The sequence below is a fragment of the Helicobacter acinonychis genome (assembly GCF_900461455.1).
GTDB classification, from domain to species: Bacteria; Campylobacterota; Campylobacteria; order Campylobacterales; family Helicobacteraceae; genus Helicobacter; species Helicobacter acinonychis.
Genome location: NZ_UGIA01000001.1, coordinates 903,491 through 916,094 on the forward strand (window position 1 = coordinate 903,491; position 12,604 = coordinate 916,094).

Genomic DNA, 12,604 nt, shown 5'->3' on the forward strand with positions numbered 1-12,604 from the left:
GCGATTGGTATGCTAAAAAAAATATTTTTAACAAATAGTTTAGGGATTTTATGCTCTAGGATTTTTGGCTTTTTACGGGATTTGATGATGGCTAATATTCTAGGAGCTGGGGTGTTTAGCGATATTTTCTTTGTGGCTTTCAAATTGCCCAATCTATTCAGGCGTATTTTTGCGGAAGGCTCGTTTTCGCAAAGCTTTTTACCGAGTTTTATACGGAGCTCTGTTAAAGGGAGTTTTGCGAGTTTAATGGGGCTTATTTTTTGCAATGTTTTATTGGTGTGGTGCTTATTAGTGGCATTAAATCCCTTATGGCTAACCAAACTTCTCGCTTATGGCTTTGATGAAGAGACGCTCAAACTATGTGCCCCTATTGTAGCGATCAATTTTTGGTATCTTTTATTGGTGTTTATCACCACTTTTTTAGGCACGCTTTTACAATACAAACACAGCTTTTTTGCTAGCGCTTATAGTACAAGCTTACTCAATTTGTGCATGATTTTAGCCCTTTTTATTTCTAAAGAAAAACCGCACTTAGAAGCGTTGTATTATTTGAGTTATGGCGTGCTTTTAGGGGGCGTGGCTCAAATTTTATTGCATTTTTATCCTTTAATGAGATTAGGTTTATTCAATCTGTTATCAAAAGGGTTGTTAAGCTTTAAAACTAAAAACGCACTCAAAAAAGAATATCGTTTCAATCAAGTTAAAAAGGATTTGAAAGGGTTTTTCAAACAATTTTTCCCCAGCGTTTTAGGCAATTCCAGTGCACAAATCGCTTCTTTTTTAGACACCACGATCGCCTCTTTTTTAGCGAGTGGGAGCGTGTCTTATTTGTATTACGCTAATAGGGTGTTCCAACTCCCTTTGGCTTTATTTGCTATTGCTATATCCACAGCCCTTTTCCCTAGCATTGCAATCGCACTTAAAAACAACAATCAGGATTTAATCTTACAACGCTTGCAAAAGGCGTGGTTTTTTTTGGTAGGGGTTTTGCTATTTTGCAGCATTGGGGGGATTATGTTAAGCAAAGAAATCACAGAGCTTTTATTTGAAAGGGGGCAATTTAGCCCTAAAGACACTTTAATCACTTCGCAAGTCTTTTCGCTCTATCTTTTAGGCTTGCTCCCTTTTGGGCTAACCAAACTCTTTTCTTTATGGCTCTATGCGAAATTAGAACAAAAAAAAGCGGCTAAAATCTCTTTAATTTCGCTTTTTTTAGGTTTAGTGGCTTCTTTAAGTTTAATGCCCTTTTTAGGGGTTTTAGGTTTGGCGTTAGCGAATAGTTTGAGCGGGTTATTTTTATTTGTTTTAACAATCAAAGCGTTTGGCTTTCAATCATTCTTGGGTATAATTAAACCTTTAAAGTTATGGCTTGTAATTCTTTTTCTCGCTTGTGCAGAAATCTTATTGCTCTTAGTGTTCAAGTCGTTAATAACGCGTTTATATTTATTTTATTATTTTCAAGGTTTTTAAATGTTGATTTATGATACCAAATTAAAACAAAAAGTCCCTTTTGAGCCTTTAGCCCCAAAAAAGGCGAATATTTATGTGTGCGGGCCTACGGTGTATGATGACGCTCATTTAGGGCATGCTAGGAGTGCGATCGCTTTTGATTTATTAAGACGCACGCTTGAATTGAGCGGCTATGAAGTGGTGTTAGTTAGGAATTTCACGGATATTGATGACAAGATTATCAATAAAGCCTTCAAAGAAAATAAAAGCATTCAAGAATTAAGCAGCATTTATATTGAATCTTACACGAGGGATTTAAACGCTTTGAATGTGAAAAAACCTAGCCTAGAGCCTAAAGCGAGCGAGTATTTAGACGCTATGGTTAGCATGATTGAAACGCTTTTAGAAAAAAATATCGCTTATAAAGTCTCTAATGGGGATATTTATTTAGACACGAGCAAGGATAAAGATTACGGCTCTTTGAGCGTGCATAATAGTAGTATTGAATTTGGTCGTATTGGTTTAGTGCAAGAAAAACGGCTTGAACAGGATTTTGTACTGTGGAAAAGCTATAAGGGGGATAATGATGTGGGTTTTGATAGCCCTTTAGGCAAGGGGCGCCCTGGCTGGCATATAGAATGCTCTAGCATGGTTTTTAAAACTTTAGCGCTCGCTAACACCCCTTATCAAATTGATATTCATGCAGGCGGAGTGGATCTATTATTCCCCCACCATGAAAATGAAGCGTGCCAAACCCGTTGCGCCTTTGGAGTGGAGATCGCTAAATATTGGATGCACAATGGTTTTGTGAATATCAATAATGAAAAAATGTCTAAAAGTTTAGGCAATAGCTTTTTTGTTAAAGATGCACTCAAAAACTATGATGGCGAAATTTTGCGTAATTATTTATTGGGGGTGCATTATCGCTCTGTTTTGAATTTTAACGAAGAAGATCTACTGGTGAGTAAAAAACGCTTGGATAAAATCTATCGCCTAAAACAGCGTGTTTTGGGATCTCTTGGAAACATTGATTTAAACTTTAAAAAAGAAATTTTAGAGTGCATGCAAGATGATTTAAACATTTCTAAAGCGTTGAGCGTTTTAGAAAGCATGCTTTCTTCTATGAATGAAAAACTTGATCAGAATCCTAAAAACAAGGCTTTGAAAGGTGAAATTTTAGCGAATTTGAAATTCGTAGAAGAATTGCTTGGCATTGGTTTTAAAAACCCTACTGAATATTTTCAATTAGGCGTGAAGGAAAGCGAAAAACAAGAAATTGAAAAAAAGATAGAAGAAAGGAAACGCGCCAAAGAACAAAAGGATTTTATTAAAGCCGATAGCATTAGAGAAGAGCTTTTAAACCACAAAATCGCTTTAATGGACACCCCACAAGGCACCACATGGGAGAAGCTTTTTTAAGCTTATAAATTTTATAATTGACACACTCTAGCAAAAATTTTCAATAACTTTGCGTTTTAGCCTTATAAGTTTATATCACATTTACTTTAATTTAATAAAATTTAACTCATGGTTATAGATTGCAATATCTATACTCTCCACTTGCATAGATGCAATAGAAATTGCCGAGTTTAAAGCCGCGCAATTGGTGTCAATAATCGTTTTACAAGAAGAAAGGAAAGAAAATGGAACCACAACAAACACACCATAAACACCGCAAAATAAAGCGCCCTATGGTTCCTCTCGCTTGAGCGGGAGCATTAATTAGCACTAAATACAACCCGCTCCCATCCATGTTGAAAATCGCGCCCTTTTATCAGGCGTGATTATTCTAGCCATCCTTAGTGGTATGATCGCAGGTGTCGCTTCAAGAACAGCCGGAGGGATTCTTGGTGGGGCGCTCAAACAAACCAATAAAATTTGGCGCATTCAAGCAGGGAGAGGCTTTGATTCTTCCCCTAACAAGCAATACGGCTTATACAAATCCCTATTGTCTAGCAACATTCAAAGAGGTTAGGATTGGGGGAATGCTGCTAGGCATGATTGGGTCAAAGGCTAGCAGCGCAATCAGTTTGAAGCGGGTATGAAAAACGCCGTAGGGGCTTATAACCTTTCAGGGCTCAGAAACTATACCGGTGGGGATTTAGATGCCAATATGCAAAAAGCCGCTTGGCGCTTGGGCCAATCCAATGGCAGCTCTTCCACAAACTTTAAAGAGGCTGCCAATCGCGCCACAAGGGTGAATTCCAACGCTAAAAATGTCATAATCGGTAATTTTTTAGAGATCCATAACCGCATGGGTTCTGGGGCTAGGAGAAAAGCCAGCTCTGCGATTTTAACTTTACAAAGTGCAAGAAGGGATTGCAAGCGCTGAAAACGCTGAAATTTCTCTTTATGATGGCACTACCCTTAATTTGCAAGGAGCGCGCGCTGTGAATTTATTGGGTAAGGTGTGGATGGGCCGTTTGCAATATGCGGGAGCGTATTTAGCCCCTTCATGGAGCATGGTGAAGCATCTTGGCATTTTAAATACCCACTACAATATTTCGCATTTGTTCTAGCGCCCGATAAACACTTCAAAGGTGCAAGGGGATGTGAATTGGTGCCATCTCGTTGTGGGTGATCACAACGCCGCTCAAGCAGGCATTGCTGCTAATGAAAAGACTGACATTGCGCGCTGGATTTGTGACAAAGCATAGGATTAAACCTTATTGCTTCTCCAGAAGGTGGCTATAAAAAGACCACTTCTCAAAATAACGCTGACAATACCCAACAAAATAGCAGCCAAACGAATAGCCAAAACCATGAATGGCGCTCAAGCCATTAACCCGCCCAATAGCGTGCAAAAAGTAGAAGTTGAACCCATGAAAGTCATTGACGGGACTTTTGCTGGCGCTAGGGGCACGGTCGTGAATATTTTCCACTGAAACACTGACGCTGATGGGACGATTAAAGCGGGAGGGCATAAAGCTTTTGTTAGCGCCAGTGCGGCTCATTTGAATGTCGGCGAAGGCGCTATCCATCTATCCAATTCAACGAGTGGGCGCGCTCTTTTAGCGGGAAATCTAACCGGGAATACCACCGTTAATGGGGCATTAAGGGTGAATAAAGAAGTGGGTGGTGCTTTGCCAGGTTCAAGCGCGAATTTTGAATTTAAAGTTGGTGTGGATACCCAAAAGGGTGCAGCCGCTTTTAATAACGATACCCGTTTGGGAAAAGCGGTGGATTTAAAAGCGGGTGTGCATGCAGTTAATTTTAATGGTGATGCGTATTGAGGAAAATTTACGCATTTTAAAGGGGGTGCCAATACCGCTAGTTTTAAAGATATTGATGCCAATAAGGGTGGTAATGGCATCAACGCTACCACTTTGGATTTTAGGAACGTTATTAGGCATGGCCAATACCAACAAGCACAGCTTCCACTCATGCTGCCATTGAAAACTTCAGTATTAAGGAATTGGTTGTTACAACCCATGGTATGAGTGCGGGAAAATGCTCTCCATTTAGCGGGGATATAGGCGATAAATCGCGCATTACTACCGTGCGTTTAGAAACGGGATATAGCCCGCTCTATGCTAGAGGGGTTAAATTTAAAAGCGGTAAAAAACCCGTTATAGATGGGATGTGCCATGCTCCTTGGAATTATTTTGACGCCAGAAACACTACCGGTGTTGAAACCACCAAGAAAATTCTTTTTGGAGCCCTAGGAAACCTTGCAGGCAAGATAGGGCTTAATAACCTAACCTTGGGTCATCATGCAAGCATGGATTATGGTAAAGATTTGGATTTAACCCTTCAGGGGCATTTTATTAACAATCAAGGCGTGATGGATCTTTTTGTTCAAAACTGGCGTGCAGCAACCTTGAATGCAAGCCATCAAGCAAGCATGCTGTTTAATAACATGACAGACAACACAACCGGATTTTACAAACCGCTCATTAAGATCAATAACGCTCAAAACCTCACTAAAAGCACAGAGCATGTTTTTGGTGGGAGCGCGAAACATTGATGATCATTGAGCGGGAGTGCAAGGCGTTAGTTATGATGCTGTTTTTGCAAGCAATGCTAATCTGCAAGAGCAATTCAAAGAGCGCCTAGCCCTTTATAACAACAATACCCGTATGGGTATTTGTGTGGCGCAAAAAGGCAACACCAACGGTATTAAAGCATGCGGAATGGCTATCGGTAATCATGACATGAACAGTAACCCTAACCATTACAAGTATCTTGAAGGTAAGGCATGGAAAAATACAGGCATTAGTCAAACAGCCAACAACGCTAAAACCTCTGTTCGTTTGGGTAACAATTCTATGCCTAGTGGGCATGACAACAATGCTGCAAATTGACCCACAAACAACAGACAGGCGCGTTTCCTACGCTCTCATAAAAAACGCTCCTTTGGTCAAACGCAAGCGCCTCTTCTAAAGCGCCACTCCTAATTTAGTCCACATCCATGAGCCTCATTTTGGCACCCTTGAGAGCGCGTTTGAATTGGCTAACCGCTCCAAAGATATTGACGCGCTTTATGCCCATTCAGGCACGCAAGGCAGGAATCTCTTGCAAACCTTATTGGTTGATCATCATGATATTAGGCTATGCCAGAGAAATGATTGATAACACAAGTGCCAGCGAAACCACCAAGCAATTGGATGCGGCAACTGACACTTGAAACAGCATAGCCCGTTTGGATCGCAAAACAAGTGGTTTGCAAACTTTGAGTTTGAGCAATGCGATGGTTTTGAATTCTCGTTTAGCCAATCTCTCCAGGAAGCGCACCAACAATATTGGCTCATTCGCTAAACGCTTGCAAGCTTTAAAAGACCAAAAATTTAGCCCCACAGAAAGCGCGGCAGAAGTGTTGTATAAGTTCGCTCCTAACCATGAAAAACTTAAAAATCTTTGGGCTAATGCTATCAAGGGAGCGAGTTTGAATAGTGGTGGCAACACTTCATTATAGGGCACAAGCGCAGGGGTGGATACTTGCATTAACGGGGAAGTGGAAGCTCTTGTTGACGGGTTTGGAAGCGATGGTTATAGCGCCTTCAGTAACCGCGCTAGCCCTCTTAACTCTGATGGCAATAACGCTCATTTTGGCGTGTATAACCGTATCTTGGCTGACCAACAAAAATTTGACTTTCAAGCTGGGCTGTGGAAAGCGATCAATCAAGCTTGAATTGCAAAGGCGCTTTGTGGCGCTATGGCTAACGCCAGCTATGGTTATGGCTTTGGGTTTTTCAAAAACGCCTTAGCGCTAAAACCAAGCGTGGGAGTGATTCATAATCATTTAGGTTCAACCAACTTTGAAAGCAATAGCGCCCAAAAGCGGCTTTAAGCGATGGTGCAAGCGGTCAGCATTTATCCAACGCTGACGGCAACCTACAAGCCCGCTATTATTGCCGAGACACTTCATGCTTCTGTTTGCATGCTGGAGTTTTACAAGAGTTTGCCAACTTTGAATCCAACCACGCTGTGTCTTTGAACGCCTTCAAAGCAAATGCCGCTCGCAACCCTTTAAACACGCATGCCAGAGTGATGATGGGTGGGGAATTGGATTTGGCTAAAGAAGTGTTTTTGAATTGGGGCTTCATTGATTTGGACAACTTGATTTCCAATGCGAGCCGTTTCGCTTCCAGTTGAGGAATGGGATATAGTTTCTGATCGCTTCTCTAACCCATGCTTGGCATGGGTTTATGGGGGATATTAAAACGAAATCAATAAAGTCTTAATCTCTTTAGCAATTTGAAAGATATTTTTTCTCTTTATCTTGCAAAGTTGGATTGATTGAGCCAAACCCTTAACGCGCTTGATCGCTCAACACAAAACTCTATTCTTATCAAACATTAACGCGCTCAATTTTATAGTTAGAATTGCTTAAAATTGGATGCAAGTTATTTGCTACCAACTATCCTTTTATCAAGGTTATTGGATTGATAAAGGGAGTTGTTTGGGTAAGGGGGTAAAGCTCCTTGATGAGAGATTGGGTTGGTTTGAGCTTTAAGAGACAATACCAAATACTTCGTGTGGATGTTTGCTTGCCTGAAATGTGCATTTTCAAGCATTTCAATATGGAAAGGCTTTAGCCTCCATACCAATTTCTAGGTAAAACTAGTGTAGGATTTTCAACCACATTATCCGTGTCTAATGGGTGCGGAAAATCAGTGCAATAGCCCAAAATATTGTTTACCCTATCCTTTCTAATAAAAGTGCATTCTAGCACTTCAACAATATTCAAATCTTTATAGGTAAAAGCACTAGTGCAATTATTGGGGTGCAAATGCACGCAATAATGCGTTTTTAAAATTTTATTTAAAGCGCTTTGAACCATTTCAAAATAGCTTTTATCCCATAAATATTTTAACCAATGGATTTCTAAAGCAATAATTCTAAAACGATTTAATAATCCATCGCTCGCATTGATAAGGGAAAGATACTCGCCCCCCTCAATATCCATTTGCAACACCAAATCCCCTTCGCCCACTTGAGAATTATCCACCCAAGTGTCTAGAGTAATAAAATCTTCATCATTAGAACAACCGATGAATTTTTTAATAAAGGAGTAGTTTTCTTTAGGGATATTTAATATCGGTTCATTTACCGATTTGTCTGCCATATATATATATATATATCATTAGAGTTTGCAAGCCTGCATTGACGATAAAAATCTTCTTCAAACGCACTTGTGTGACCCACACCTGGAGAAAAGAGCGCTTTAATCCCCTTAAAATCCTTAGGCACCAAATAACCTCCATCATGTTTTGCCCCTAAACGCACTAACTCATGCTCTGTCTTAATGGGATGCAAGCTTTTAATAAAACTTTCTATCTTTTCTTTAGGGGTTTCAATAAACAATTCATTGATGGTCATGACCCTTTCTGCTCGCCAAAGGATAGAATTGACTTGATTGGCTATCAAATTAACTTGATCTTTAATCGCTCCCAAGTTTTCAACATGACGATATGCGTTTAAAACCCTAGTGGGTAACAAACCTTTAAGAACTTTTTTAATCATTTGCTTCATTAAATCTCCTTGCAATTAAGTTTAAAAATTTTCTTCTAAATACTTCGTGTGGATTTTTGCTTGCCTGAAATGTGCATTTTCAAGCATTTCAATATGGAAAGGAATGGTCGTTTTAATGCCCTCTACTTTAAATTCTTTCAAAGCTCTTTTCATTTTAGCGATCGCCCTTTCTCTGTTTTCACCCCACACAATGAGCTTGCCTATCATGGAATCATAGTGCGTAGGCACGACATAATTGGCATGCGCGTGCGAATCAAGGCGCACATTCACCCCACCAGGAGCGATCCATTCAGTGATTTTACCCGGACTTGGGTAGAATTTTTTAGGATCTTCTGCAGTGATGCGGCATTCTATCGCATGCCCTTTAAGAGAAAAGCTTTCTTGCTTGGGTAATTCTTCACCTTGAGCGATTCTTATCATCCATTCAATGAGGTTTAACCCACTCACCATTTCGCTAATAGTGTGTTCCACTTGCAAACGAGTGTTCATCTCCATGAAATAAAAATCTTTCATGTTAGAATCAAGCAAAAATTCAAAAGTCCCAGCCCCCACATAGCCGATGTGTTTAGTAGCCTTAATCGCTGTCTCTAACAAACGCTTACGAACACTTTCTTCTAAAACCACCGCTGGGGTTTCTTCAATGAGCTTTTGCTGGCGTCTTTGCACGGAGCAATCCCTTTCACCCACATGAATGACATTGCCATGCTTATCGGCTAAAATTTGGACTTCAATGTGTTTGGGCTTGTTGATGAATTTTTCTAAATACACGCTCCCATCACCAAACGCGCTCAAAGCTTCCGTTTCTGCAGCTAAATAGAGGTTTTTTAACTTGGATTTATCTTCTACGACACGCATGCCTCTCCCACCCCCACCAGCAGCCGCTTTAATGATGACAGGATAGCCGATTTTATCAGCAATTTCTTCTGCTTCTTGATAGCTTTTAAGCAACCCATCACTGCCCTCAATCACAGGCATGCCGGCTTCTTTCATCACGCTTTTGGCTTTAGATTTATCGCTCATTAAAGCCATCACTTTTGCGCTTGGGCCAATAAATTCCAAAGAATGGTGCGAGCAAATCTCTACAAAATTCTGGTTTTCACTCAAAAACCCATACCCAGGGAAAATCGCATCCGCTTCAAACAACTCCGCCGTGCTAATAATGGCTGGGATATTCAAATAACTTTCGCTGGATTTTGCCCCCCCTATACACACTTTAGCGTTAGCTGTATTGAGATAGTGGGCGTCCTTATCAGCAATTGAATAAATCGCTATGGATTCTTTCCCCATTTCTTGAATGGTTTGGATCGCCCTTAAAGCGATCTCGCCCCTATTAGCGATCAAAATGCGCGAAAGCTCTTTTTTTTCCACCTTTTTATTTTCTTTAGCCATGGATTTTAAAGCTTTTCCACTTTGATGAGTTTCGTGCCGTATTCTACCGGTTGAGCGTCTCCCACTTCAATAGAAACGACCTTGCAAGGGTATTCCACTTCAATTTCATTCATGATTTTCATCGCTTCTACAATGCCCACAACCTGCCCTTTTTTGAGCGTATCGCCTACTTTGACATAAGGCTCAGCCCCAGGGGAGGGTGCATGATAAAAAGTGCCTACCATGGGCGAAAGCACAAAATCTTCTTTTTTATCAATAATGGGGGTGCATACCATAGGCACAGGGGCTTGAGCACTAGGCATACTCGCTTCTACCATAATGGGGGCTGGAGAATGAGTAGGACTCAACGCGTTTTTATGTTTCGCGTAAGCGGATTCTCTATCCAAAACCAACTCAAAATGCTCGTGCTTTAATTTCAAATGCCCCAAATCAGAAGCCTTAAATTCTTTGATCAGCTCTTCAATTTCAGAAAGGTTCATAACAATCTATTCCTTATTTTAAAATACGCCACAAACACATAATCTTATAGCTATAAGCGTTTTTAGCAAAAAATTATTGTTATAATAACATAATTATTAACAAACTTTAAAGGCTTTATGCATATGGGATTGAAAGCGGATTCTTGGATTAAAAAAATGAGTTTGGAGCATGGTATGATTAGTCCCTTTTGCGAAAAACAAGTCGGTAAGAATGTGATTAGCTATGGTTTGAGCAGTTATGGGTATGATATTAGAGTGGGGAGTGAGTTCATGCTCTTTGATAATAAAAACGCTTTAATTGACCCTAAAAACTTTGATCCTAATAATGCGACTAAAATTGATGCGAGTAAAGAGGGTTATTTTATCTTACCGGCTAATGCGTTCGCCCTAGCCCATACGATAGAGTATTTTAAAATGCCTAAAGACACTTTAGCGATTTGTTTAGGGAAAAGCACTTACGCTAGGTGTGGGATTATTGTGAATGTCACGCCTTTTGAGCCAGAATTTGAAGGCTATATCACTATTGAAATTTCTAACACCACCAATTTACCCGCTAAAGTCTATGCGAATGAAGGGATTGCGCAAGTGGTGTTTTTACAAGGCGATGAAGTGTGCGAGCAAAGTTATAAAGACAGAGGCGGTAAGTATCAAGGGCAAGTGGGTATCACTTTACCTAAGATTCTGAAGTAAGGAAAAAGTAGAGTTTAAAAGATTCAAATACAAGAAAAAATCAGCATTAGGTTTTGTCGTTTTATAGTAAAATTTTTTCATGCAAACCTTGTTTAAAGAAATTACCCCTAAACGCTATGTCAATGGCAATGAAATGAAAGAAAATTCTAGCAATGTTCTAGATCAATATTTCACTAAACCTAGCGTGGCTTTAAAATGCTTTCAAAAAGCTTGTGAAGTTATTAAAAAATACGAAAAGCTAGATGGCTTTATTTTTCTAGAGCCGAGTGCAGGCGATGGGGTGTTTTATGACTTGTTCCCTAAAAATAGACGCATTGGTATAGATATTGAACCTAAAAGAGATGGATTTATTCAATGCGATTTTTTAAATTATGAATTGCCCACACATCAAAAAGTGATTTGCTTGGGTAACCCTCCTTTTGGGCACCGTGGGGTTATGGCATTAGAATTTATCAACCATGCTAGAAATTGTGATTTTGTGTGTTTTATCTTGCCCATGTTTTTTGAAAGTCAAGGAAAAGGCTCTATTAAGTATCGTGTGAAAGGTTTAAATCTGCTTCATAGCGAACGCTTAGAAAAAAATGCATTTATAGATTTTAAAAATAAAGAAGTGGATGTGCATTGTGTGTTTCAAATTTGGAGCAAAAAATATCAAAATAAAAAAAGTGAATTTTCTTGGTATAAGAATCGCTATAAAGAACCCTTTAGCGAATATATCAAAGTTTTCACGGTTTCATTGGCTAAAAACAGAGAATGCGGTAAAGAGTGGATTTTTAATCAAAAAGCATCCTTTTACATTTCATCAACTTTTTATAAAAGCACACAAATTGTAGAGAACTTTGAGGAAGTTAAGTATAAATCTGGTATTGCTGTGGTATTTACTAGTGCTGACAAGGTTTTAAACACTAAATTAAAAAAACTATTCCAAGAAATTGATTGGACAAAATACGCAAGTTTAGCGACTAATTCTTGCTATCATTTAGGAAAAAGCCATATTTTTCAAGCCCTCCATGATCATTTTGATAGCTTAAAGGGTAATTGATGGACTTAGAACAAACTTTTTTAAAAATTATTGAAAAAAAACATAAAGAATTGAATTTAGGGCAAGATTACAACGCTATTTTTTCAAAAATTAGAGATTTTGAAGCCAACGCTATAGGGCAGATTGGCGAAGAATTTTTAAAAAGCGTGCTTAACGCTATAGATGAAGTGATTAATGATGGCATCATCCATGATGAATACGATATTATGACAAAAAGCGGTGCGTCCTTTGAAGTTAAAACAGCACGAAAAGGTAGAACTAACAACACTTTTCAATTCAATGGCATAAACCCACGATACAATTATCATTTTTTGATTTGCTTAGGAGTGTGCGAGGACAAATTACTTTATAGAGTTTTTAAAAAAGATGAAATCAATTACATTCATAAAGAAAGAAAATACTTTATGAAACAAAATGAATTTAAAAAGCAATTGGTACCAATGAATCCTGATAATCAAGTCAATTATAAGCTCACTCTCAATCTTAAAGAATTGAAAGAAATTGTAAATCTCATCAAAGAGTTAGAAGGAATTTTAGAGTTAGATAAATATTTTTAGATAAGATTAATTAAATTATAATG

At 39.0% G+C, this 12,604-nt stretch carries 16 protein-coding genes and 2 pseudogenes; 14 read left to right on the forward strand and 4 right to left on the reverse strand.

Going from position 1 to position 12,604, the window contains the following annotated elements; all coding sequences use genetic code 11:
- Positions 1-9 precede the first annotated feature (9 nt).
- The 11 genes and pseudogenes from murJ to DYI00_RS09035 all read left to right on the forward strand — a co-directional run bounded on the left by murJ (position 10) and on the right by DYI00_RS09035 (position 7,044).
- A complete protein-coding gene (murJ, locus tag DYI00_RS04330; RefSeq protein ID WP_104687617.1) occupies positions 10-1,470 on the forward strand; it encodes a murein biosynthesis integral membrane protein MurJ in 1,461 nt (486 codons plus the stop codon).
- Complete coding sequence (gene cysS, locus DYI00_RS04335; RefSeq protein WP_011578109.1) at positions 1,471-2,868, forward strand: cysteine--tRNA ligase; 1,398 nt, start codon at positions 1,471-1,473, stop codon at positions 2,866-2,868.
- Between the two features lie 361 nt (positions 2,869-3,229).
- On the forward strand, positions 3,230-3,424 hold the full coding sequence (locus DYI00_RS08995; protein ID WP_011577453.1) for a vacuolating cyotoxin family protein: 195 nt from the start codon (positions 3,230-3,232) through the stop codon (positions 3,422-3,424).
- 66 nt (positions 3,425-3,490) lie between these two features.
- Entirely contained in the window at positions 3,491-3,781 is a 291-nt protein-coding gene (locus DYI00_RS09000; protein ID WP_011577452.1) for a vacuolating cyotoxin family protein, read from the forward strand.
- A pseudogene (locus tag DYI00_RS09005) lies at positions 3,756-4,682 on the forward strand (vacuolating cyotoxin family protein). Before DYI00_RS09000 ends, DYI00_RS09005 begins: the two are co-directional and overlap by 26 nt.
- 182 nt (positions 4,683-4,864) lie before the next feature.
- Positions 4,865-5,416 carry a vacuolating cyotoxin family protein gene (locus DYI00_RS09010; protein WP_256594183.1) on the forward strand — a complete coding sequence of 184 codons (552 nt, stop codon included), beginning with the start codon at positions 4,865-4,867 and terminating at the stop codon, positions 5,414-5,416.
- Positions 5,417-5,432: 16 nt separating this feature from the next.
- Positions 5,433-5,753 (forward strand): vacuolating cyotoxin family protein, encoded by a 321-nt coding sequence (locus tag DYI00_RS09015; protein ID WP_256594185.1) that lies wholly within the window; start codon positions 5,433-5,435, stop codon positions 5,751-5,753.
- 107 nt (positions 5,754-5,860) lie between these two features.
- Positions 5,861-6,076, forward strand: a complete 216-nt coding sequence (locus tag DYI00_RS09020) for a hypothetical protein (RefSeq protein ID WP_496559737.1) — start codon at positions 5,861-5,863, stop codon at positions 6,074-6,076.
- 63 nt (positions 6,077-6,139) lie between these two features.
- A pseudogene (locus tag DYI00_RS09025) lies at positions 6,140-6,580 on the forward strand (hypothetical protein).
- A 24-nt stretch (positions 6,581-6,604) separates the two neighbouring features.
- Positions 6,605-6,739, forward strand: coding sequence for a hypothetical protein (locus DYI00_RS09030; protein WP_011577442.1), 135 nt, complete (start codon positions 6,605-6,607; stop codon positions 6,737-6,739).
- Positions 6,740-6,825: 86 nt separating this feature from the next.
- On the forward strand, positions 6,826-7,044 hold the full coding sequence (locus DYI00_RS09035; RefSeq protein WP_011577441.1) for a hypothetical protein: 219 nt from the start codon (positions 6,826-6,828) through the stop codon (positions 7,042-7,044).
- Between the two features lie 439 nt (positions 7,045-7,483).
- On the opposite strand, the gene DYI00_RS04345 is transcribed toward DYI00_RS09035, so the two are convergent.
- The 4 genes from DYI00_RS04345 to accB are packed head-to-tail and all read right to left on the reverse strand — an operon-like array spanning position 7,484 to position 10,292.
- A complete protein-coding gene (locus tag DYI00_RS04345; protein ID WP_104709329.1) occupies positions 7,484-8,017 on the reverse strand; it encodes an FkbM family methyltransferase in 534 nt (177 codons plus the stop codon).
- The gene (locus DYI00_RS04350) at positions 7,999-8,424 is read right to left on the reverse strand and encodes a hypothetical protein (protein WP_104709330.1); all 426 of its coding nucleotides are present in this window, start codon (positions 8,422-8,424) and stop codon (positions 7,999-8,001) included. The genes DYI00_RS04345 and DYI00_RS04350 overlap by 19 nt, the downstream gene beginning before the upstream one ends.
- A gap of 21 nt (positions 8,425-8,445) precedes the next feature.
- The gene (locus DYI00_RS04355; protein WP_011577437.1) at positions 8,446-9,813 is read right to left on the reverse strand and encodes an acetyl-CoA carboxylase biotin carboxylase subunit; all 1,368 of its coding nucleotides are present in this window, start codon (positions 9,811-9,813) and stop codon (positions 8,446-8,448) included.
- A gap of 5 nt (positions 9,814-9,818) precedes the next feature.
- Positions 9,819-10,292: an acetyl-CoA carboxylase biotin carboxyl carrier protein gene (gene accB / locus DYI00_RS04360; RefSeq protein WP_011577436.1), complete on the reverse strand. Its 474-nt coding sequence runs from the start codon at positions 10,290-10,292 to the stop codon at positions 9,819-9,821.
- A gap of 123 nt (positions 10,293-10,415) precedes the next feature.
- Here accB and dcd point away from each other — a divergent pair, with 123 nt between their 5' ends.
- The 3 genes from dcd (at position 10,416) to DYI00_RS04375 (ending at position 12,581) form a co-directional block, all read left to right on the forward strand.
- Entirely contained in the window at positions 10,416-10,982 is a 567-nt protein-coding gene (dcd, locus tag DYI00_RS04365) for a dCTP deaminase (protein WP_000523107.1), read from the forward strand.
- A gap of 79 nt (positions 10,983-11,061) precedes the next feature.
- Positions 11,062-12,024, forward strand: coding sequence for a type II restriction endonuclease (locus tag DYI00_RS04370; protein WP_011577434.1), 963 nt, complete (start codon positions 11,062-11,064; stop codon positions 12,022-12,024).
- Positions 12,024-12,581, forward strand: coding sequence for a hypothetical protein (locus tag DYI00_RS04375; protein WP_011577433.1), 558 nt, complete (start codon positions 12,024-12,026; stop codon positions 12,579-12,581). Before DYI00_RS04370 ends, DYI00_RS04375 begins: the two co-directional genes overlap by 1 nt.
- Positions 12,582-12,604: the final 23 nt, after the last annotated feature.

Coding starts and splice junctions, on each gene's coding strand:
- accB (WP_011577436.1), bottom strand. CDS start 10,292: ATGAACCTTTCTGAAATTGAAGAGCTGATCAAAGAATTTAAGGCTTCT.
- DYI00_RS09000 (WP_011577452.1), top strand. CDS start 3,491: ATGAAAAACGCCGTAGGGGCTTATAACCTTTCAGGGCTCAGAAACTAT.
- DYI00_RS09030 (WP_011577442.1), top strand. CDS start 6,605: ATGGCTAACGCCAGCTATGGTTATGGCTTTGGGTTTTTCAAAAACGCC.
- DYI00_RS04370 (WP_011577434.1), top strand. CDS start 11,062: ATGCAAACCTTGTTTAAAGAAATTACCCCTAAACGCTATGTCAATGGC.
- DYI00_RS04355 (WP_011577437.1), bottom strand. CDS start 9,813: ATGGCTAAAGAAAATAAAAAGGTGGAAAAAAAAGAGCTTTCGCGCATT.
- murJ (WP_104687617.1), top strand. CDS start 10: ATGCTAAAAAAAATATTTTTAACAAATAGTTTAGGGATTTTATGCTCT.
- DYI00_RS04350 (WP_104709330.1), bottom strand. CDS start 8,424: ATGAAGCAAATGATTAAAAAAGTTCTTAAAGGTTTGTTACCCACTAGG.
- cysS (WP_011578109.1), top strand. CDS start 1,471: ATGTTGATTTATGATACCAAATTAAAACAAAAAGTCCCTTTTGAGCCT.
- DYI00_RS09020 (WP_496559737.1), top strand. CDS start 5,861: ATGAGCCTCATTTTGGCACCCTTGAGAGCGCGTTTGAATTGGCTAACC.
- DYI00_RS04375 (WP_011577433.1), top strand. CDS start 12,024: ATGGACTTAGAACAAACTTTTTTAAAAATTATTGAAAAAAAACATAAA.
- dcd (WP_000523107.1), top strand. CDS start 10,416: ATGGGATTGAAAGCGGATTCTTGGATTAAAAAAATGAGTTTGGAGCAT.
- DYI00_RS04345 (WP_104709329.1), bottom strand. CDS start 8,017: ATGGCAGACAAATCGGTAAATGAACCGATATTAAATATCCCTAAAGAA.